Here is a 22,178-nt window from a genome sequence, read left to right as displayed (position 1 = left end):
ACATATAAAATTATAAAAGCATGATTTTAGAAATGAAAGTGCCTTCACCAGGCGAATCGATAAAAGAAGTTGAAATAGCTACTTGGTTAGTAAAAGACGGTGATTATGTAGAAAAAGACCAAGCCATAGCAGAAGTAGACTCAGACAAAGCTACATTAGAATTGCCAGCAGAAGCCAGCGGTATTATTACACTAAAAGCAGCAGAAGGTGATGCAGTAGCTGTAGGAGCTGTGGTTTGTTTAATAGACACTAGTGCTCCAAAGCCATCTGGCACTGAATCAGCATCGACTACAGAAGCACCAAAACCTGTTGTAACAGAAGCGCCAAAAGCAGAAGCACCAAAACCAGCACCTGTAGCCGAAAAAACCTATGCTACACAAACGCCATCGCCAGCCGCAAGAAAAATTTTAGAAGAAAAAAATATAGAACCTTCTACTATTGTAGGTACAGGTAAAGGTGGTAGAATAACCAAAGAAGATGCTGTAAATGCTGTACCTTCTATGGGAACACCAACCGGAGGGAACAGAGGCACAGAGAGAACAAAATTATCTATGTTGCGTAGAAAAGTTGCCGAAAGATTGGTTTCTGCCAAAAATGAAACAGCAATGCTTACTACTTTTAATGAAGTAGATATGACAGCCATATACGAATTGAGAGCGCAATACAAAGATGCTTTTAAAGATAAACATGGTTTAGGTTTAGGCTTTATGTCATTTTTTACAAAAGCAGTTACAAGAGCCTTACAGCTATTTCCAGATGTAAACTCTATGATTGATGGTCAAGAAAAAATATCTTACGATTTTTGCGATATTTCTGTAGCTGTTTCTGGGCCAAAAGGTTTGATGGTTCCTGTAATGAGAAATGCAGAAACCTTATCTTTTAGAGGTGTTGAAGCCGAAATAAAAAGACTGGCTTTAAGAGCACGCGATGGTCAAATAACGGTTGATGAAATGACAGGTGGAACATTCACTATTTCAAATGGTGGTGTATTTGGAAGTATGTTATCTACACCAATTATCAATCCGCCGCAATCGGGTATTCTTGGAATGCACAATGTGGTAGAAAGAGCTATTGTAAAAAATGGACAAATTGTAATTGCTCCAGTTATGTACGTTGCTTTATCGTATGACCATAGAATAATAGACGGACGTGAATCTGTAGGTTTTTTAGTGGCTGTAAAAGAAGCATTAGAAAATCCAGCAGAAATCTTAATGGGTGGAAATCCACAAAAAGCTTTAGAATTGTAAAATAATTTTATACTCAATAAAAAATCCCAAATGTAATAGTTTGGGATTTTTTTATTGGTCTCAAATATAGTTAAAACTATGCACTTTGAGTGCATCTCGCTTTAGCTTCTAAAAAGTTTTGCCACTGATTAAGATGATTTAAAGGATTTAATCAGCGGAAATCATTTTAATCAGTGGCAGTTTTTTGCTTTTCAGCCTTGCAGACTTTTAGTCTGCCAACCAAACCTATGGACTTCTAGTTCATAGTGGTTTAGTTAAGCTAAAATCTATTAAAAGTATTTTGCAATTTGTTCTATATAAGGAGCAATAGGAGTAAAAGTAAATCCAAAATCTTTCTGAATTTTTTCTGATGAAATTATCTCCGTATTCTGTAATGCTAAAGCACTTTGCTTCGATAGACTTCTTTTTTTTCTAAATATCAGATGTAAAAACCAATCAACTCTCCAAGCAAGATCCAATAAAAAGTTTGAAGCTTGTTTTGTAGGTGTTTTAACTCGTAATTGATGAGCTACTAAATTAATAATATTTTGATAAGATATATTTTCGGAAACCAAAATATAGCGTTGGCCACTAACATTAAATTCCATAAGCATAACCATTGCTTTTACTACATCATTTACAGTTACATAACCTGTGTTGCCTTTTGTAAAAAAAGGAATTCCTTTTTTTACAGAGGTAAATAATGCTCCAGAACCTTGAGTTTTATCCCATGTTTTTGGGTAAGGGCCAAGTATAATACCCGGATTTACAATAACAGTTTTTAGCCCTTCTTGTTCGCCACGAAACACTTCCATTTCGGCGCCATATTTTGTAATAGCGTAGTCGCTATGTTCTAGTTCAGGATTCCATTCGGTACTTTCTGTAACAGGCAATGCTTTATTAATCGATGCTCCCAAAGCAGCTATAGAACTCACATGACAGAGTTTTTCTACTTTTTTGTCGATACAAAAATTAACAATATTGGCTGTGCCTTCTATATTAATTTTTCGCAAAATTTCTTCTTCATTAGGGTCAAAAGAAATTTTTGCAGCACAATGATACACTTTTGTAATGCCTTGAAAAGCAATTTCTAAAGAAGGAATGTCGGTAATATCTGCTTGTACCCAAACTATACGTTCAAAATAGGGGAGTTTATCGTATAGTTCAAAAAGAGATTTGGTTTTTTCTATACTACTTTTACTGCGATAAATAGCTTTAATAGGCTTGTTTTCTTGGTTTAATGTAACCAAGTGTAGCAATAAATGTGCGCCTACTAAGCCCGTTGCTCCAGTAACTAATATCATAGTACAAAGATATTATAAAGCAACGAAAAGCGACTCTATAAACCCAAAAAAAGTAAGTTTTACAAATATTCAAAACACGATTGTTTGTTGGTAATTTTAATCTTAATAATACAATTCAATGAGGATTTGTAATTATAAAAATCAGAACAAAAAAATATTAGTAACTTTACACATAAATTTTGCACTATGAAATCTAAAGCCACATTAAAACAAATAGCCAAAGAGCTTGGTGTTTCTGTTTCTACTGTTTCAAAAGCACTCAATGATAGCCCAGAAATAAGCGAACCTACAAAGCTTAGAGTACAAGAGTATGCAAAATTGAAAAACTATAAACCAAATGTTATCGGTTTAAATTTAAAAAACCGTTCTACAAAAACCATTGGTGTTATTATTCCAAATATACTTAATTCATTTTTTGCTAAGGTTTTTACAGGTATCGAAAAAGTTGCCGATGAGCGAGGGTATAAAGTCATTACTTGCATATCCAATGAATCGTTGGAAAAAGAAATTAATGCTCTAGAAATGCTTAGCAACGGCACTATTGATGGATTTTTACTTTCTATTTCTGAAGAAGCACAAAAACTTCAAAAATTTGATCATTTTAAATCTATTATCAACGATGGTACACCTATAGTTATGTTCGACCGTATTGCCGATGAGGTAAATTGTGATAAAGTTATTGTAGACGATTTAGAATCGGCAAAACACGCAACCAATCATCTTCTAGCTACAGGTTGTAAACGAGTGGCGCTTTTTTCTGCGATAGCCAAATTGAGTGTGGCTCAATTAAGAGCAAAAGGTTTTTATAAGGCTTTTGAAGAAAATGGATTAAAACTAGATGATAATTTGGTGTTAGTATGTGAATCGGCAGAAGAATTTGATGCAAAAGTTGATGATTTCTTTTCTAAAAATAAAATAGATGCTGTTTTTGCTCTAGATGAGCACGCTTCGGTTACAGCAATGAAAAAAGGAATAAAACTCGGGTATAAAATTCCCGATGAGCTCTCTATAATTGGCTTTGCAGATGGGGTTTGGTCACGTAGAATGACACCTAGTTTATCTACAATAAGCCAACATGGCCCAGAAATAGGTGAAGTTGCTACCAAATTACTTATAGAAAGATTGGAGCGTAAAGAAGAATATGCAAAATATAAAACAGAAATTGTTAAAACCGAATTACGCCAACGCGATTCTACCAAAAAAATTAAATAGAACCTTTTTTTCTATCATCATTCCAGGTAATATAACCTAGTATGGCATTAAAAAAGTAAAACGTATATTTTGCAGTATTTGCAATATTTACTAAAAGTATGTTTTGAACAATTTTGGTAAGATTATAAAGTTGCCACATAAACCAGTTGTCGGGATACATACGTGCTGTATTGAACGTGCCTCCAAAAGTGATTCCAGCAGGTATAGCTACGGCAAAAAATACTTTCCAATCAATACCATTTTCCGATAAAAATTTAAAAGCTATAAAATTTAGTAAAAAAGAAAATACAAACCCCAAAGCAATATTTCTATAAAAAATAGTATCAATATTGCGAAGTACTCTACTTTTTTTCCAACTACTAAACGCTAAATAATTCCCTACAAAAGAAACAGGATATGTAAGTATTGCGCCTACATTGCCTAGTAAATAATCTATAGCTCCGCTAAGAAAAGTGTTACAGGTGGTTACAAAGTTTCCGAGATTATTTTTTTTGGTAACCAATCTATTGCCTATCATAGATAAGCTTGTATTTACAATAGAAACATAACCTAGTAAAAAAGAATAGTGATGGTTATTGAAAGAGAATTTGTATTCTGTTTTATGATATCCTAAAGCTACAGATGCAGATATTACAATGGCTAAACCAATTATATCCAAGTAGGTGCTATTGGTTACAGACTTTATAACCCGAACTGTTTTTTGCGGTAAAACTATCGTACTCATAAAGCAAATATATTATAAATTATCATCAAATATTTTTTTAAGGCTTATTTTTACAAAAACTGATGCTGTGCTGGTTATTCCTTTACGAGGTTTTTTGGTTCCCTAATGGAGTTTTTCGGTTTCTTTACGAAATTTTTCGGTTACCTAACGCAGTTTTTAGGTTTGCTAACGAATTTTTTAGGTTCCTAACCGCAATTTTTAGGTTTCCTTACAAAGTTTTTCGGTTGCTTTCCGCAATTGTGTAGTTTATATCCGCAATTGTTTAGTTTCGTTCCGTAATTGTTTGGTCTTCTTACACAATTGTTCGGTTTTTATGGGTCAATTCATAGTGTTGAGAAATATTCGCTATCAACAATAGTATAACCGCTTATTTGTAGTAAATACTTTAATATTCAATAAAAAAAATCCGCATCGTAATTTTTTACGATGCGGATTTGTATTTGCTTTTTATTTTGTAGGCTCTAAAATTAAATACTGCCACGCTTTTAAACCCAACGGAGCATCGGTACTAAATTGTATTTTGTAACCCGACATATAATCTTTAAACTCACCTTTTAAATGTACTGTAGATTCGATAGTTTTATTGGATAAATTGGCAATGAATACTACTTTTTTTCCATTTTTTTCTCTTTCAAAAGCATAAAAATTTTCATTTCCAGTTTCTATTTTTTTAAAAGAGGCAGGGTTTTTACCTCCATGTAAAGCGGCATTATTATTTTTTAATTTTCCTAATTTTTCATAAACAGGAAACATTTTTCCAAAGTTTTTGGGTGTAATTTCGTCTTTTACAAAAAATTTCAATCGGCGGTTAAAATCATATTCTTGACCGTTGTATATAAGTGGCATTCCGGGCATTACATAGGTAAGTGCGGCCATAGTTTCTACGGCGTTACCCATACGTTCATATTCTGTTCCGTTCCAAGAATTTTCATCATGATTTGAAGTAAACATCATAGAAATGTCGTTTGGCTCATATTTTTCGGCATGCTTAGCCAAATACTCATCAATTTCTTTTCCCGATTTTTCACCTTTTGCAATAGCATTCATCAAATGATGAAACTCCCAACCATATTGCATATCAAAAGCCTTTTTCATTAAATTGGGTTGTTCGGCTTCCATTAACATAAATATTGGTTTGGTTTTTTCTAACTCTGGTCGAGCTTGTTCCCAAAAATCTACCGGAACTTCCATAGCAACATCGCAACGAAAACCGTCTATATTGGCATTTTTTAGCCAATAATTCATGTCAGATATCATTGCTTTACGCAAATTGGCATTGCTGTAATCTAGTTTTACAACATCAGTCCAATCAAAAGGAGAAACCATAGCACCGTCTTTGTCTTTTACATAATAATCGGGATGATTTTTTACCCACGCATGATCCCATGCGGTATGGTTTGCTACCCAGTCTAGTATAACATACATACCATTATCGTGGGCTTTTTTTACTAGGTTTTTAAAATCTTGAAGCGTTCCAAATTCTGGATTTACGCCTGTGTAGTTTTGAACAGAATAGTAACTTCCTAAACCTTCTTTTCTTTTTTCTACACCTATTGGATGAATTGGCATAATCCAAAGTATTTTAACACCTAGTTTTTTTAGCTGCGGAATATCTTTTGCAAACGCATTAAAAGTTCCTTCTTTTGAATATTGACGAATGTTTGCTTCGTAAATAACAGCATTTTCCATGATTTTATCTGAAACAGGAGCTAGGTTTTTTGCTACTGCTTTTTTTTGAGCTTGCATCGACAGTACAACTGTTGCCATGACTAGAATTGCTATTTTTTTCATGAGTATAAAGTTTATTTGTTATTTTTTTCTAATAGTACTATTTGATAAGGAGTATTTAAAGTAACTTTTCCGTTTTGTACACGATATATTTTTCCAGAGTAAGCATCGTTTACCAATGAGTCTTCGGCAAAAATGGTTCCAACTACTATTTCTTTTTCGCCCAAAGGCAAATCTAGCCCAACGACAACCTTATCTGTATAATGGTTGCTAGAATACTCACGACTAAATATATAAGGTGTACTCGAAATTTGGGTATGAATTCCCGCACCAATTGCGGGGTGGTTTTTTCTAAACAAACCTAGTTTTTGCCAATGTGTCAATATATTTTGTGTAGATTCTTGGGTTTTAATATCTTCCCAATTCATCATCGAACGCAAAGTGGCATCTCCTGTTGTTCCTTTTATATCGAGTGAACGAGCAGTTTCATCGCCATAATAAACTTGGGCAATACCGGGTGCTAATAGTAGTTTTGTAGCGCTTTCAAAAGGTTTTTCTCTTTTTTTGTCAAAAGGCCAACCATCATCGTGCGACGAAACATAGTTCATTACGGTATTTCCTTTCAAATCGTTTTGAAGTATATTTGAGTATTTTGAAAATATGTTTTCGTAATTCATTTTGGCTTCATTTCTAAAATCAAAATTTATAAGGGCTGTCATACCATTTTCAAAGTAATTTACTTTTTTGTCGCCATAATCGTAGTATTGTTTAGCACCTATATTATATCCGTATACTTCACCTACGGTAAAAAACGGATTATTGTCTAATACTTTTGTAGGGTTTTTGGTTTTGTAGGTTGAAAAAGCAGCATCACAAACCTTTTTAAAATCTGCCCACACATCTTCTGTAGTATGCTTTGCGGTGTCTATTCTATACCCGTCTATACCATAATCTACTATGTAATCGGCAAGCCATTTCATAATATAATATCTTGGAGCTCTTGGGTAACCTGTTTGGGCAAAAAAATCGTCTAACTCTTTAATTTCTTGCTCATATCGACTTTCTTTTTTCCATTTTTCTACTAAAAAATGAGGTAGCGCAACGTTATCTTTGCTTTCGGTTTTTATATCAAAAAGACCACTAACCAATGTGCAATTTATATTGGTATCGTACGAATTGTATTGGCAATTTGGAGAAGAGCGTACCCAATCGTCGGGGTATTTTTCATCAAATTCTGTCGCGTGTCCTGTATGATTTATTACGGCATCTAGCAAAATTCTAATGCCTTTTGCATGTGCTTTTTCTACCAATTCTTTCAAATCTTGTTTCGTGCCAAAGTTTGGATCGATAGCACTCCAATCGTGAGCCCAATACCCATGAAAACCATACGTAAAACCAGTACCTTCATCTACACCGCCGTGAATTTGTTCTACTACAGGTGTCATCCAAATAGCTGTTATACCAAGTTTTTCAAAGTAACCTTCGTCCAGTTTTTGAATAACTCCTCGTATATCGCCTCCTTCAAATCCTCTTAACTTTGCTGCTTTTTTATTTCTATTGAAGTTTAAATCGTTGGTTGTATCACCATTGTTAAATCGGTCTATTAAAAGAAAATATACATTGGCATTTTCCCAAACAAAAGGCGTTTTGGTTTCTTTAGTGCTCATTTCTTTAGTTGATTTACAACTTAAAAAAAAGAACAACATGATTAATAAAAACGATAATTTCTTCATTGTTAAAATATAATTTTAAGGTCAGTTTGATAGCTTGAGTGATTGTATTTTATTTCTAATAGTTTTGTTTTAGCATTATATGTATAATCAACTTTGGAGCCATTACTCGTTATTTTTTTTGGTTGATTTTGAAATTTGTAAATAAAAATTGTGCCTTTTTTTCCTTGAGAAAGTATTTCTTGGTTGGCCGTTTTACTTTCTAATCTTATAGAAAACAGATTTTTAATTAACTCAGTAGAACAATTTAAAATTTCATGGTTTTTGGCATCGTTAATAGTTTCCGTTGTTTTTCCATCATCAAAATAAAACTCTCTTTCGCTTGATGTTTGTCCGTCAAAATAAAAATGTAAATCCAAATCAGAATTTGAATACTCATTTGTATTTTGAACTAATTTTGTCATTGGATAAAATACATTTCCACGCACAAATGTTGGTATATTATTTTTATTTAAGTAAATCAATTCTGTACTGCCACCCACATATTTTTTGCCTGTGTAAAAATCGTACCAGTTTGAATTTTTAGGGAAATAAACTTCTTTTTGAGTTTGACCTTTTTCTGTAATGGGATATACCAAAAAGTCATTTCCCCACAAATAGCCATCAGATTTTGCTAAAAGTGCTTTGTTTTGAGGTTCTTCAAATAACAAAGGTCGCATTAATGGAGTTCCTTTTGTAGCATTTTCATAAGCCAAATTGTAATTGTAAGGCAACATTTGGTAACGCAATTCGATAGCTTTTCGTACTATGTTTTTTGTATCTACATCTTTATATACAGCTTCGCTAGCTACTTCTTCTTGTGCATGAGGACGAAATATTGGGTTGAATACACCATATTGTAACCAACGGGTATACAATTCGGTATCGTAGTAATCGCCTGCAAATCCACCCAAGTCGCTGTGCATATACGCCATACCTTGCATGCCCATTTGCAAAGCAATTTCTGTTTGGCTTTGTAGCCCTCCCCAAGAGCGCGAAACATCACCACTCCAAGGAATCATACCAAAACGTTGCGAACCAGAATATCCTGCTCGCATTAAAATAAAAGGTCTAATTTTTGGAAAATCTTTTTGATACCCTTCTGTAATTAGTTTTGCCCAATAATGACCGTAAATATTATGCACTTCATCGGCTTTACCTGCTGCAGTATTGGCAAATGAAGGAAATACTTCGGGTTCACCCAAATCGCCCCAAACACCCTGAACACCTTGTTTTATAAGATTTTTGTACACATTCCAAAACCAATCTTTTCCTTCGGGTTTAAAAATATCTACAATTCCAGTGTTTCCAAAATAGAAATCCCAAGTAGCAGGTTTTCCTTGAGTAGTTGTTGCTAAAACATTTTTTGAAACAGTTTCTTGCCATTTTGAAGAAGTGGTAAGTATAAATGGTTCAGTTATCAAAACGGTTTTAACACCTTTGGCATTCAAATCGGAAATCATTTTTTCTGGGTTTGGAAAATTATCTTTATCCCAATCCAAATTTCCCATAGTGCCTTGAATGGTTTTTCCAAACCAATATAAATCGAGAATAATTGCGTCTACAGGTATTTTATCGTCTTCGAATTTTTTAATCGTTTTTTCTACTTGCTCTTGCGTGTGATACCCAAAGCGAGATGAAAAATTACCGAATGCCCAACGTGGTGGCAAGGGTTGTTTGCCTGTTAAATCGGTGTAGTTTTTTAGCAGCTCATCCCAAGTATCTCCTACCAAGATTTGGTATGTTTTTCTACCCGATATAGTTTCATATTCTACTGTATTTTCTTTTTTAGAATCTAAATCTAAATAGCCAATGGCAGCATTGTCAAAATGAATAGCATACAAGTTTGAAGATAACACCAAGGGTATGCAAAAATTCATGAGTTCGGCGCGTGTTTCATACCCATATTGGGCTCTGTTGTAAAGCGCAAGTTTATTGCCACGACGATTCATGCCCAAAGCTCTTGCGCCACCACCATAAAGCACCTCGTTGGATGAAATGTTGAATTGAAGAACCTCTGTAGAATCGGCTGTAATATTACCTTTTACGTTTTCAAGAGGAACGTGTTTGCGTTTTAAGTAGCCTAGTTTTTCTGAAGTAATTAAATTGTTTTTGTAAAAATAGCTTATTTGAAAAGGTGTTTTTTGAATTTTTATTGCAATGTTTTTGCCTTTTATGTTTAGCTCATTTTGAGTATTTGAAGATGAAATATCAGATTTTGGTGTGCTAACAGGAACAACCAAATCAGATTTTTTTGTAAAGTTTTCTCCTTTTGGAACAAAGGAAGTTTCTATAATTTTATCACTAATGATTTTTATATAATACGTTCCGTCAGAAACTAAAATTTTTGTATAACCATTTTCAAGCGTTTCAGATACGAATTTTCTATTTGCATTTTGTGCAAATGATAAACTAGATAAAAAATATAGAATAAGTAGTTTTTTCATATGTTTAAATTTTATTTTTTAGCGGTAACATATGGTATCGCCTTTTTAATCATAGGTGTTTGCTTACGCAAACTTGTTGTAAATGGCGATTTCATAACATATTTATTTTCCAAACATAAATTGCAAAGGAATATCTATTCGTTTTTGCCAAGATGCTTCCGAATGGTTCTCTCCTTCAAATTTTAAGTTTGTATAATTTGTATTAGTATAACCTTTTGATTGCAACACTTGATCTACTCTGTATTCATATTGTATATAACTTTTGTCAAGAGTTTCGGTGCCATAATCAAAATAGATTTTATGATTTTTTGGATTGGGTAGTTTTTTTTGCATATATGTAAAAAAACTTTCGGGGATAGGATTGTTTTCAAAGTCTCGAAATCCAACCCAATGCGTTGAAAGACAAGCGGCTTTTCCAAAAACTTTAGGGTATTCGCAAATGGCATACATAGAAATCAAGCCGCCCATACTCGAACCCATAATTGCGGTATGATTGGCATCGGTATAAACAGAAAAATTACTGTCAATATAGGGTTTGAGCTCTTTTACAATAAATTTCAAATAATTATCGGAATTGATTTTTGTATCATCAAAACTAAATTGTGTTTTTTGGGCTTCCGTTTTAATTTTTTCTTTGGTTTCTATAGAAAGAGATTCATAAGGTTTTTTGGGATATAAATCCATGTGGCGTAGTTTAGGAATATTCCAAATGGCAACAACTATAAAATCTGTTGTTTTTTGGGTTGTCATGAGTTTAGTTGCAACTTCATCTATCATCCATTCTTGCTTATTCCAAGTGGTTGATGCGTCAAAAAGCATTTGCCCATCGTGCATATATAAAACGCTATATTTTTTATTTTTTGAATAATTTTCGGGCACCCAAATGTCTACCGTTCGAGTAGCAATATATTTTGTAGGAAAACTATCTATTCTATGAATTATCCCTTCAAATTTTTCTTTATCTACAAGTTTACGGCTTTCTATATTGTTTTGAGCAACACAATAAGAAGTTAAAAATAAAAATAGGTAGAGAAGTTTATTCATTTTATTTTAATTCTAATATTAGGGCAGATTTTCCTTCAATTTCAATATCATTTTTTAGCACAAATGTTTTTTCAGTTACAACATCTTTTCCCGATGTGTAATTTTTTATATTTTCTTGAAATCGAGATGTTTTAATGGTTTGTTTCTCTGTAGAGTTGTTTATAACAACCATAACCGTTTGATTTTGTGTTTTGTTGTCGTTTGGGTTTATGTTATCATATCTAAAGTAAACATAAACATTGTTTTCTGGAATATAATGCGTGGTTTTGCCTGTATGAATTACAGTTTTGTTTTTTCGCCAATTAAAAAGTTTTTTGGTAATAGCATGGTATTTTTCTTGTAAGGTTGTTCTACCATCTTTTGTAAAAGCATTTTGTTTATGATCTGGCCAGCCTCCAGGAAATTCTCTACGAATATCGCCATCGCCTACATCTTTACTTCCAGCCATACCAATTTCGGAGCCATAATATAATTGTGGAATACCTCGAATAGTAGCCAACAAAGACATCGCTATTTGATAATCTTGTACGTTTGGATAAATATGATTGAAGCGTTGAGTATCGTGATTTTCGGCAAAAATTAAAAGATTATTTGTGTTTTCTATTAAAAAATCATTGACAAAGTGGTCATATAGTTTGATGATGCCTGCGTTCCATTCTTGTTTTTCTTCTTTTAAAAATCCTTTTTCAAACAGGCCTTGCAACATGAAGTCCATAATAGAAGGACAATAAGAATTATAACTTTGTATGGCTGCAATTTTGCTGTTTTTTTGCCAGTAAGCAATTTGAGCATGATTGTAAAGCCAAGCTTCGGCAACGATATTAAAATTTGGATATTCGTTTGTTATAGCTTTTGTCCAGAGTGCTATAGATTCTTTATCAGTATACGGATATGTATCTACTCTAAAGCCATCAATGTCGGCATATTCAATCCACCAAATAGCATTTTGAATTAAATAATTTAATACTAAAGGATTTTTTTGATTCAAATCGGGCATTGATTTTACAAACCAACCACTTGTAGCTAAGTTTTTATCGCTTTCAGATGCGTTTGTGTCTGTATGTGTGGTGGTTTTAAAATTGGTTTGTTTGTAACCCGGAAATTGATGAAACCAATCATAAGTAGGCATATCTTTCATCATCCAATGGTTATAACTCCAATGATTGGTAACATAATCGAGTACAAGTTTCATTTTACGATTATGCAATTCGGTACTTAATTTTAAATAGTCATCATTGGTGCCAAATCGAGGATCAATTTTATATAAATCGCTTTGCCCATAAGTATGATAAGAGCCTTTCTCGTCATTATCTTCACACAGAGGCGTAGACCATAGCGTTGTAGCGCCCAAGTCTTGTATGTAATCTAAATTTTTAATAATACCTTCGATATCACCGCCATAGCGACCATCAATTTTGCTTCGATCCACTTTTTCAATTACAGATGCTACGTTGTCATTGTTTACATTTCCATTGGCAAATCTATCGGGCATGAGCAAATAAATCATATCCGAACTATCGAAACTTTTTCTGTATTTTGAGCCTTCTTTTCTTGGTTTTAAAGAGTACGGTTGTGTAAATGATTTATTTTTATTTTTAAAGGTGAAAAGAAAATCTTGATTGGGTACATTTTTGGTGTCTATCGTTACAAAAATATAGTTAGGATTTTCAGTTTTTTGAATGTTTTTTATAGTAATTCCGTGAGAAACAGAAACCTCATTTTGAGCAATATTTTTTCCATAAAATAGTATTTGCACATCGGTATGCTCCATATCGCTCCACCAAAAAGGAGGTTCTACACGATCTATTTGTGCAAAAGATAAAGAGGTAATAATGAGAAAGAATACTATTTTTTTCATGGTTTTTTAGTTAAAAACCCTTTCATCGTTATTCACTTTTGAAAGGGTTACTAGAATATTTTACAAAAATTAAACAGTTACCAAGCTATTGGGTTCAACTTTAACTTCTTTTCCATGTACCATAACGACTATATCTTTTGTTCCTTCTAGAGAAAAAAGAGTTTCGTTTTGGTTTACAGAAATTTTTAAAATTTGATTTCTAAAATTAATTTTAAATGAATAGGCCTGCCATTGTTTTGGTATTTTTGGTTCAAAATGCAGTGTGTTATTTTTAACTCTCATGCCTCCAAAACCTTCTACAATGCTCATCCAAGTTCCTGCCATGGAGGTAATGTGTAAGCCTTCTTCAACTTCTTTATTATAATCGTCTAGGTCTAAACGAGAGGTTCTTAAATAAAAAGTATAAGCTTGTTCCATTCTGCCCAAAACGGCTGCTTGAATAGAATGTACACATGGAGAAAGTGAACTTTCGTGAACCGTAAATGGTTCGTAAAAATCGAAATGTTTTTCCAACTGTTCTTTGGTAAAATGATCTTCAAAAAAGTAAAAACCTTGTAGGGTATCGGCTTGTTTGATGTAGGGCGAACGTAAAATTCTGTCCCAAGACCATTTTTGGTTAATTGGTCGTTGGCTTTTATCTAATTGCGCAACAGTAATTAGTTCTTTATCTAAAAAACCATCTTGTTGTAAATAAACGCCATGCTGTTCAGAATAAGGCAAGTACATATTGCTAGAAACCTCTTTCCATTGAGCAATTTCGGTAGCGTCTAGTTGTACTTTATTCATTATTCGGGTATAATCTGGAGTGAATTCTTGTTTTACTTTATTGATTTGTTCAATAGCATAATCGATACACCATTTAGCCAAATAGTTGGTATAGAAATTATTATTTACATTGTTTTCATATTCATTTGGACCTGTAACGCCAAGAATTACATACTGATTTCTGTATGTAGAATAAGTGGCTCTTTGATGCCAAAAACGTGCAATACCTATTAAAACTTCCAATCCTTTTTCAGGAATATATGAGTAATCTCCTGTGTATCGATGATAGTTAAAAATAGCAAAAGCAATTGCACCATTTCTATGAATTTCTTCAAAAGTGATTTCCCATTCATTATGGCATTCTTCACCATTCATGGTAACCATTGGATACAAAGCTGCTCCGTTTTTGAAACCTAATTTTTGAGCATTTTCAATTGCTTTATCCAATTGATTGTATCGGTATGCTAATAAGTTTCTTGCTACTTGTTGGTCTTTGGTTGCCATATAAAATGGAATACAATAGGCTTCGGTATCCCAATAGGTTGAGCCACCGTATTTTTCTCCTGTAAATCCTTTTGGGCCAATATTTAAGCGAGAATCTTTTCCGAGATAGGTTTGATTTAGTTGAAAAATATTAAAACGAATTCCTTGTTGCGCTTTGGTATCACCTTCAATAGTAATGTCGCTCATTTCCCAAATTTTTGCCCAAGCATCTTTTTGATTTTGCAACAAAGTGGAATAGGTTATTGCATGCGCCTTTTCTAGAACTTCTTCGGCTGCAATTTGGGTATCGTCGTGGTTTAATGATACAGTGTAACCACCAAATTTTTGAATGCTTGCTGTTTGGTTTAACGCTACAAAAGTACTGTAAGTCAAACCGATTTTATCGGTGTTAATTTCTGCCTTTTCGGGTTCAATATTTTGCTGTTCATTATTTATGTACAGGCTATTACTCATAAATGTAGTAGCTACAAAATGTGTTTTAAAGGTGCGTGCGGTAACAAAACCTTGGTTTCCAAAATGTTTCACATCTATTGGTTCCCAAAACTTTTCTTCCCAGTTGGCATCTTCATTGTGAACGCCTGCATCTACATAGGGAGAAAATTTTAATTGTATGTTTCTTGTTTTTGGAGTTATTTCAAAATTAATAGCACCTACTTCATCTAAGTCTAAAGATAGAAATCGAGTTACTCTTACAGCAATTTCAATATTGTTTTGCAACACAGCATCAAAAGAACGGTAATAAATACCTTCTTGCATGTTCAGTTCTCTTTTGAAATTTTTAACCGATTTGCACTTTGCTAAATCAAGTTGTTCTCCGTTTATTTCTATATCAATACCAATCCAATTGGGTGCATTAAGAACTTTTGCAAAATATTCTGGATAGCCGTTTTTCCACCAACCTACTTTGGTTTTATCGGGGTAATATACTCCAGCTATATAACTTCCTTGAAAGGTTTTTGCTGAATAATGTTCTTCAAAATTAGCGCGTTGTCCCATTGCACCGTTTCCAATGCTAAATAAACTTTCAGACGATTTTACTCTCTCTGGGTCAAATCCTTCTTCTATAATAGACCAATCGTTTGGTTGTATATAATCTTGGTTCATTTTATTATAAATTAGACAATTAGGCAATTTGATAATTTGTCAATTATTAAATTGGATAATTATTTGTGTTTAATGTCTGCGTATTTAAATAATTTATTGTTGTTCAGAAAATGTTCAAATTGGCACATTTTCAAATTGACACATTTACTAATTAATCAATGATTCAATAAAAGAAACATCAATAAATGTAAAATCTTTAAATATATATTTTGCTTCGTGTAACGTATTTGCCTCTCCAATACCAATACTTATCATATTGGCAATGTTTGCTGCTTGAATTCCTGCTACAGAATCTTCAAAAACTATGGCATTTTCATTTGTGATATTTAGTTTTTTGGCAGCTTGTAAAAAAACTTCAGGATCGGGTTTGGCGTTTGTAACGTCATTTCCGTCTACTATGACATCAAATAAATTAATAATGCCTGTTTTTTCCAATATAGGTTTTGCATTTTTGCTGGCAGAGCCTAAGGCAATACCTTGATTTTTTTCTTTTAAATAGGTTAATACAGGAAGAACTCCTGGTAAAATTTCACGCTCATCAATATTTACTAAATACGATAAATAATCTTCGTTTTTTTGAATGAGCCATTTGTTTTTATCTTCTTGAGAAGCTTGAATGCCTCCAAGATTTAAAATGATATCTAATGAACGAACGCGACTCACGCCTTTTAATTGTTCATTATGCTGGTGTGTAAATTCGATACCGAGTTGTTGTGCTAATTTTTTCCAAGCTAAATAATGATATTTAGCGGTGTCTACAATTACGCCGTCAAGGTCGAATATGAATGCTTTTTTTGACATTTATTTCGTGTCTACGTTATCTTTAACTTTTGTTACTAAAAATGCGGCAATGATAAAACTTATACCACTCATTACGATTGCATAAATTGCATGATCTCCATAAACATATTTTACAAGTGGCCCGCCAATTAATGCATTAACAATTTGCGGAATAACAATAAAGAAATTAAATATTCCCATGTAAACCCCCATTTTCTTTGGGTGAATTGATCCAGCCAAGATGGCATAGGGCATTGCTAAAATACTTGCCCAAGCAAACCCAACTAATACCATTGAAAATAGCAAAGCTTCTTTATTTGGCATAAAATACATAGAAATTAATCCAATTCCTCCTAATACGAGTGACAAAGCATGTGTTTTTCTTCTTCCGATTTGTTTTGCTATTTTAGGTAAAGCAAAAGCAACAATGGCAGAAACTAAATTGTATACTCCAAATATTATTCCAACCCAATCTCCAGCTGCTTGAAATTCAGGACTTTTTGTGTCGTGAATATCTAGTCCATAAATATGTTGAGCTATAGCAGGTGTTGTAAAAACCCACATTCCAAAAAGTCCAAACCAAGAGAAGAATTGTACCCAACTAAGCTGACGCATAGTTTCTGGCATTTTAGCAAAATCAGTGAAAATATCAGATAGCTTGGCTTCTTTGGTAGTCTCACCCATAGCTTCTTGATGTTCTTTTTCATCATTGAATTTTGCAAGTTCTAGAGGAGAATACTCTTTTGTAGTAAAAATGGTAATTAATATTGAAACCACTAAAATGAGTGCGCCAATAATAAAAGAATAAATTAAGTTTTGAGGAACTGCTGAATTTTCTGTCGCTACATTGTTTATTCCAAACCAATTGGTAAGAACGTATGGTAACCAAGATCCAACCACAGCACCAATTCCAATTAATGCTGTTTGAACACTAAAACCAAGTGTGTGTTGATCGGCTCTAAGACTGTCTCCAACCAATGCTCTAAAAGGTTCCATTGCAATGTTGAAAGATGCATCCATAATCATTAGCATTCCAGCACCAACCCATAAAGCTGGCATAAAAGCTATAAAAATTTCTGCTTGTGGCATTAATACCAGTCCTATAGAAGCAAGTAAAGCTCCAGCAAGAAAATAAGGTTTTCTTCTTCCAAATTTTCCCCAAGTATTGTCACTGTAATGACCAATTATGGGTTGTACAATAAGCCCCATGAGTGGTGCTATAATCCAAAACCAAGATAATTCATGTACATCTGCACCAAATATTTGGAGAATTCTGCTAGCATTAGCATTTTGAAGGGCAAAACCCATTTGTATTCCTAGAAATCCGAAACTCATGTTCCAAATTTGCCAGAAACTTAACTTACGCTTTTCCATGTATCGTAAAAGTTTAAAAATTTACGATAAGCATTTAAAGTAGCTTATCAAAACTTATTTTTTTGTTTTCGAAGTAAAAAAGTATAAGTTTTGATGTTGTAAAGTTAAAAAAGATTTCGATTGTTGAAACGTCTCCAAAAAATATTTGGAAAATATTGCTTACGAAAACGTTGTTTTGTTAATAAGTTTGATTTTTACAGCGTTTATGTTGTAGATTCTCTTTGTATTAGTTCGGTTTCAATAACCTCTGTTTTATATTGTTCTTCATAATCTTCTAACTCTTCGTTTTCTAAGCGTTCAATAAGCATTCGAGCCGCTTTTTCGCCCATTTTTATACCATTTTGACTTATGGTTGTAATGGCTGGCGAAGAATATTTGGAAATAATACCATCTGTAAATCCAATTATTGAAATGTCTTGGGGAACTTTTAGCCCTAGTTTATGGGCTACTTTTAAAGCGGTTACGGCAAATATTTCATTAACGGCAAATACAGCTTCAGGTTTTTGATTACTCAGGAGTTCGGTTACTTGGTTCTCAAAATATTCAGTATCTTCTATTTTAACTATAATATTGTAGTCTACCTTTATGTCATTCAATAATAGTGCTTTGGTATATCCCTCTGTTCTTAATTTACCAACACTAACGTAATCTACGGTAGTAAGGAGTCCGATTTTTTTAAATCCTTTGTCGATTAAAAATTGGGTAGCATTAAAAGCGGCCAAACTATCATCAATGATAACTTTGTCGCAAAGAATGTCGTTGGTAACCCTATCAAACATTACAACAGGCATGCCCTGATTGATTACTTCTGTAATATGGTGAAAATCTTTTTTTGCTTGTGTTTCTTTAGAAAGTGATAAAATAAATCCGTCAATACTACCATTGGCAAGCATTTCCATATTGATGACTTCTTTGTCAAAAGATTCGTCAGATAAGCAAACAATTACATTATATCCTTTTTCATTTGCGACATGCTCAACACCACTAATAACTGTGGTGAAAAAATGATGAATAATTTCAGGAATTATAATACAAATTGTTTTTGTTTTTTTGTTTTTTAAACTTAACGCAATATTATTGGGTTTGTAATTGTATAATTTTGCAAATGCTTGAACCTTTTGCCGAGTATCTTCGCTTATTTCCAAGCTGTTTCTTAAAGATTTTGAAACGGTAGATATAGAAACATCTAGCTCTTTAGCAATTTGCTTGAGGGTAACTTTTCTCTTCATTATAAAGTACGAGTCTGATTATTTGACAATAAAGGTATGTTTTTTTTCTCATAACCTAAAAAATACCACTAAACTTTCGTCAATTTGAAAAAGTTTTCAACACGAAAACGTTTTCGAGACAGTTTGTAATAAATGTCATTTTTTTATGTAGATTATTTACATAATTTTAACATTCGAAGTAAAAAGTATAAGTACTTTAAATTTAATTATTAACCTAAACAAAATGTATGAAAACAATTTATAAAAAGTTGTTATTTTTATTACTATTGCTTCCTTTCGGAATGTATGCGCAAGGTAATTTAGAGGGAAATGTTATCGACTCTAAAACTTCGCTTCCTTTGTCTGGAGTAAATGTAAAGGTACAAAATGTATCAAATGGTACGATTACCGACTCAGAAGGTAGGTTTAAACTTACAAAAATTAAAAACGGAGATGTAATTTCGTTTAGTTCGGTGGGGTACAAAAAGCAAACCATTGTTTTTTCAAATCAAGGTAGTGTTACTATAAAACTTGAAGAAGAAGCCAACACGCTACAAGAAGTAGTGGTTCAAGTAGGTTATGGTTCTGTTAAGAAAAAAGATGCGACAGGTTCTGTATCTGTGATTTCTGCTAAAGACTTTAATAAAGGTGCTATTGTAACTACTGAAAACTTGTTGAACGGAAGGGTAGCGGGTGTTACAATAAACTCTGGAGGGGGAGCGCCAGGAACGGGTTCTACAATTAGAGTACGTGGAGGTTCTTCATTGTTTGGTTCTAATGATCCTTTAATTGTTATTGACGGATTGCCAATAGAAAATAATACAGATAAAAATATAGGTTCAACTTCTATTTTAGCTTCAATAAACCCTAGTACTATAGAGTCTATATCTGTATTAAAAGATGCTTCAGCAACAGCTATTTATGGCTCTCGTGCGGCGTCTGGGGTTATTTTAATTACTACAAAAAAAGGAACTAAAAAATTAGCTGTAGATTATAATTTTCAATATGGTTCTGGTAGTCTAGTTAAAAAAATTGATGTATTTAATGCAGATCAATACAGAAGTTTAATAGCTCAATACCGCCCACTAGATGTTTCAAAACTTGGAAACGCAAATACAGATTGGCAAGATGAAATTTATAGAAGAACAGATTTTGTGGATAACAATATCTCTGTAAGAGGTAATTTGTTTAATGCTATTCCAACACGTTTAACAGTTGGTAATACCTATCAAGAAGGGTTAAGATTAACAAACTCTTTTAATAGAACAACAGCTGGTTTAGCTTTAAATCCAACTTTTTTTAAAGATCATTTAAAAGTGCGTTTGAATGCAAATTACACCAATGAAAAAAACAGATTTGCAGACGGTGTTGAAGGAAGTGCTATAAGATTTGATCCTACACAACCTGTTTACGATTCCACATCTATTTATGGCGGATTCTTTGAATATTACAATCATGCAAATGGTGAGCTTACTACTCAAACGCCAAGAAATCCAGTTGCACAACTGTTACAAACTTATGATACTGGTAAAAATAACAGATACTATGGTAATTTTGAATTAGACTACAAATTTCACTTTTTACCTGCTTTAAGAGCAGTGGTAAATGTTGGTTTTGATGAGGCCAATGGAGAAAGAACTAAATTGGTAGGTACTAATGCTGCTACAGCAGCTTCAAACAATAATATTCCTTATGGTACCAATGAGTATTCTGAAAGTATGAGAAAAAATAAATTATTAGATGCTTATTTTGTGTATAATAAAGCATACAATGATTTTAATTTTGATGTAACAGCTGGATATTCTTATCAAAAATGGGATTCAGATTATTATTACTCAAACAACATATTAAATCCTACTTATACTGGACCTACTAAAGTTGTTGAATGGGATAGAGTGTTAATAAGTTATTTTGGAAGATCTAATATAAACTTTAAAAATAAATATTTATTGACTTTAACGGCTAGAGCCGATAAATCTTCAAAATTTGATAGTAGTAACAGAACTGGTTTCTTTCCAGGAGCTGCTTTTGCATGGAAAATGAAAGAAGATTTCTTTAAAAACAACAATACTATTTCTGATATGAAATTGCGTTTAGGAGTAGGTACTTCAGGGCAACAAGATGTTGGAAATAATAATGATTATATTCAAATATACAATTTAGGTAATCCAAACTCTCAATATTATTTTGGTTCTTCAGCTACTGCAATAGCGGTATCTGCTAAAATGAGTAGTGGTTTAAAATGGGAAACTACTTATACTTATAATGCAGGTATTGATTACGGATTGTTTAATAATAGAGTAACAGGTTCATTAGATGTTTACTATAAAGATTCTAAAAACCTAATTGCTAGAGTAGCAACTGCAGATGGTAGTAATTTCTCTAATACTTCATGGCAAAATATTGGATCATTATCAAACAGAGGGGTAGAATTTAATGTTAATTTTGAAGCGGTTAAAGCTGAAAACTTTAATTGGAACATGAATTTTAATACTTCTGCATACCAAAGAAAAATTGAAGAATTGAAAAAAGTATCTTATATAAGAGTCGGTGAAAACTTAGCAGGAACAGGTACTCAAGGACAAGCTTATATGGTAGGTTATGCTCCATTTTCTTATTTAGTTTACAAACAATTGTATGACAATGCTGGTAAACCAATAGAAGGTGCTTATGCAGACTTGAACGGAGATGGTGTTATCAATGCAAGTGATAAATATATTTATAGAAATGCCGATCCAAAAGTTACTTTTGGTTTTGCTTCAAACATGAATTACAAAAATCTTGATTTTTCATTCAATTTAAGAGCTTCTGTAGGTAACAGAGTATTCAATCAAGTAGCAGCGAGCAAAGCTCAGTATTCTCAATTATCTACTGGAAATGCTCTAGGGAACATTCCAACATCAGTAGTAGACACTAACTTCAATACAACTTCAGATGTAGTTTTGTCAGATTTATATGTAGAGAATGGATCTTTCTTAAGAATGGATAATATTACTCTAGGATATACATTCCCTAAATGGTTAGAAGGAAAAGCTTCTTTAAGACTTTCTGCAGGATGCCAAAATGCTTTCTTGATTACTAAATATTCAGGACTCGATCCAGAAATAGGTAATAATGGAGTAGATAGTACCATTTATCCTAGACAACGTCAGTTACTATTTGGAGTTAATATGAAATTTTAAAAAAATATA

Annotated in this window: 14 protein-coding genes; 3 read left to right on the top strand and 11 right to left on the bottom strand. The window is 32.9% G+C overall.

The window, feature by feature from the left end:
* The first annotated feature begins 20 nt into the window (after nt 1–20).
* On the top strand, nt 21–1,247 hold the full coding sequence (gene odhB, locus Q361_RS03475) for a 2-oxoglutarate dehydrogenase complex dihydrolipoyllysine-residue succinyltransferase (protein WP_103725326.1): 1,227 nt from the start codon (nt 21–23) through the stop codon (nt 1,245–1,247).
* A gap of 269 nt (nt 1,248–1,516) precedes the next feature.
* On the opposite strand, the gene Q361_RS03470 is transcribed toward odhB, so the two are convergent.
* Nucleotides 1,517–2,530, bottom strand: a complete 1,014-nt coding sequence (locus Q361_RS03470) for an NAD-dependent epimerase/dehydratase family protein (protein WP_103725325.1) — start codon at nt 2,528–2,530, stop codon at nt 1,517–1,519.
* Nucleotides 2,531–2,716: 186 nt separating this feature from the next.
* Between Q361_RS03470 and Q361_RS03465 the strand changes: the two genes are divergently transcribed.
* Complete coding sequence (locus Q361_RS03465; RefSeq protein WP_103725324.1) at nt 2,717–3,742, top strand: LacI family DNA-binding transcriptional regulator; 1,026 nt, start codon at nt 2,717–2,719, stop codon at nt 3,740–3,742.
* Here the strand turns inward: Q361_RS03465 and Q361_RS03460 are convergent.
* The 10 genes from Q361_RS03460 to Q361_RS03415 all read right to left on the bottom strand — a co-directional run bounded on the left by Q361_RS03460 (nt 3,735) and on the right by Q361_RS03415 (nt 19,008).
* Complete coding sequence (locus tag Q361_RS03460; protein ID WP_103725323.1) at nt 3,735–4,466, bottom strand: nicotinamide mononucleotide transporter family protein; 732 nt, start codon at nt 4,464–4,466, stop codon at nt 3,735–3,737. The genes Q361_RS03465 and Q361_RS03460 overlap by 8 nt on opposite strands.
* 447 nt (nt 4,467–4,913) lie before the next feature.
* On the bottom strand, nt 4,914–6,257 hold the full coding sequence (locus tag Q361_RS03455; protein ID WP_103725322.1) for an alpha-amylase family glycosyl hydrolase: 1,344 nt from the start codon (nt 6,255–6,257) through the stop codon (nt 4,914–4,916).
* An 11-nt stretch (nt 6,258–6,268) separates the two neighbouring features.
* Nucleotides 6,269–7,927, bottom strand: a complete 1,659-nt coding sequence (locus Q361_RS03450; protein WP_103725321.1) for an alpha-amylase family glycosyl hydrolase — start codon at nt 7,925–7,927, stop codon at nt 6,269–6,271.
* A 2-nt stretch (nt 7,928–7,929) separates the two neighbouring features.
* A complete protein-coding gene (locus Q361_RS03445; protein ID WP_103725320.1) occupies nt 7,930–10,350 on the bottom strand; it encodes a glycoside hydrolase family 31 protein in 2,421 nt (806 codons plus the stop codon).
* Nucleotides 10,351–10,452: 102 nt separating this feature from the next.
* Nucleotides 10,453–11,394 carry an alpha/beta hydrolase gene (locus tag Q361_RS03440; RefSeq protein ID WP_103725319.1) on the bottom strand — a complete coding sequence of 314 codons (942 nt, stop codon included), beginning with the start codon at nt 11,392–11,394 and terminating at the stop codon, nt 10,453–10,455.
* Nucleotide 11,395: 1 nt separating this feature from the next.
* Nucleotides 11,396–13,252: a glycoside hydrolase family 13 protein gene (locus tag Q361_RS03435; RefSeq protein WP_103725318.1), complete on the bottom strand. Its 1,857-nt coding sequence runs from the start codon at nt 13,250–13,252 to the stop codon at nt 11,396–11,398.
* 69 nt (nt 13,253–13,321) lie between these two features.
* The gene (locus tag Q361_RS03430; RefSeq protein ID WP_103725317.1) at nt 13,322–15,625 is read right to left on the bottom strand and encodes a glycoside hydrolase family 65 protein; all 2,304 of its coding nucleotides are present in this window, start codon (nt 15,623–15,625) and stop codon (nt 13,322–13,324) included.
* A gap of 147 nt (nt 15,626–15,772) precedes the next feature.
* Nucleotides 15,773–16,426, bottom strand: a complete 654-nt coding sequence (gene pgmB / locus Q361_RS03425) for a beta-phosphoglucomutase (RefSeq protein ID WP_103725316.1) — start codon at nt 16,424–16,426, stop codon at nt 15,773–15,775.
* Nucleotides 16,427–17,779, bottom strand: coding sequence for an MFS transporter (locus Q361_RS03420; protein ID WP_103725315.1), 1,353 nt, complete (start codon nt 17,777–17,779; stop codon nt 16,427–16,429).
* A gap of 203 nt (nt 17,780–17,982) precedes the next feature.
* A complete protein-coding gene (locus Q361_RS03415; protein ID WP_103725314.1) occupies nt 17,983–19,008 on the bottom strand; it encodes a LacI family DNA-binding transcriptional regulator in 1,026 nt (341 codons plus the stop codon).
* 227 nt (nt 19,009–19,235) lie between these two features.
* Between Q361_RS03415 and Q361_RS03410 the strand changes: the two genes are divergently transcribed.
* The gene (locus Q361_RS03410) at nt 19,236–22,169 is read left to right on the top strand and encodes a SusC/RagA family TonB-linked outer membrane protein (protein WP_103725313.1); all 2,934 of its coding nucleotides are present in this window, start codon (nt 19,236–19,238) and stop codon (nt 22,167–22,169) included.
* Nucleotides 22,170–22,178 lie beyond the last annotated feature (9 nt).

Origin of the sequence: Flavobacterium croceum DSM 17960, from assembly GCF_002917885.1 — a bacterium.
GTDB classification, from domain to species: Bacteria; Bacteroidota; Bacteroidia; order Flavobacteriales; family Flavobacteriaceae; genus Flavobacterium; species Flavobacterium croceum.
The sequence above is the reverse complement of the archived record's forward strand: the minus strand, read 5'-3'. Positions and strand labels throughout refer to the sequence as shown.

What these genes read in the sequence shown, in the direction of transcription:
- odhB (WP_103725326.1), top strand. Translation starts at nt 21, where the DNA reads ATGATTTTAGAAATGAAAGTGCCTTCACCAGGCGAATCGATAAAAGAA.
- Q361_RS03470 (WP_103725325.1), bottom strand. Translation starts at nt 2,530, where the DNA reads ATGATATTAGTTACTGGAGCAACGGGCTTAGTAGGCGCACATTTATTG.
- Q361_RS03465 (WP_103725324.1), top strand. Translation starts at nt 2,717, where the DNA reads ATGAAATCTAAAGCCACATTAAAACAAATAGCCAAAGAGCTTGGTGTT.
- Q361_RS03460 (WP_103725323.1), bottom strand. Translation starts at nt 4,466, where the DNA reads ATGAGTACGATAGTTTTACCGCAAAAAACAGTTCGGGTTATAAAGTCT.
- Q361_RS03455 (WP_103725322.1), bottom strand. Translation starts at nt 6,257, where the DNA reads ATGAAAAAAATAGCAATTCTAGTCATGGCAACAGTTGTACTGTCGATG.
- Q361_RS03450 (WP_103725321.1), bottom strand. Translation starts at nt 7,927, where the DNA reads ATGAAGAAATTATCGTTTTTATTAATCATGTTGTTCTTTTTTTTAAGT.
- Q361_RS03445 (WP_103725320.1), bottom strand. Translation starts at nt 10,350, where the DNA reads ATGAAAAAACTACTTATTCTATATTTTTTATCTAGTTTATCATTTGCA.
- Q361_RS03440 (WP_103725319.1), bottom strand. Translation starts at nt 11,394, where the DNA reads ATGAATAAACTTCTCTACCTATTTTTATTTTTAACTTCTTATTGTGTT.
- Q361_RS03435 (WP_103725318.1), bottom strand. Translation starts at nt 13,252, where the DNA reads ATGAAAAAAATAGTATTCTTTCTCATTATTACCTCTTTATCTTTTGCA.
- Q361_RS03430 (WP_103725317.1), bottom strand. Translation starts at nt 15,625, where the DNA reads ATGAACCAAGATTATATACAACCAAACGATTGGTCTATTATAGAAGAA.
- pgmB (WP_103725316.1), bottom strand. Translation starts at nt 16,426, where the DNA reads ATGTCAAAAAAAGCATTCATATTCGACCTTGACGGCGTAATTGTAGAC.
- Q361_RS03420 (WP_103725315.1), bottom strand. Translation starts at nt 17,779, where the DNA reads ATGGAAAAGCGTAAGTTAAGTTTCTGGCAAATTTGGAACATGAGTTTC.
- Q361_RS03415 (WP_103725314.1), bottom strand. Translation starts at nt 19,008, where the DNA reads ATGAAGAGAAAAGTTACCCTCAAGCAAATTGCTAAAGAGCTAGATGTT.
- Q361_RS03410 (WP_103725313.1), top strand. Translation starts at nt 19,236, where the DNA reads ATGAAAACAATTTATAAAAAGTTGTTATTTTTATTACTATTGCTTCCT.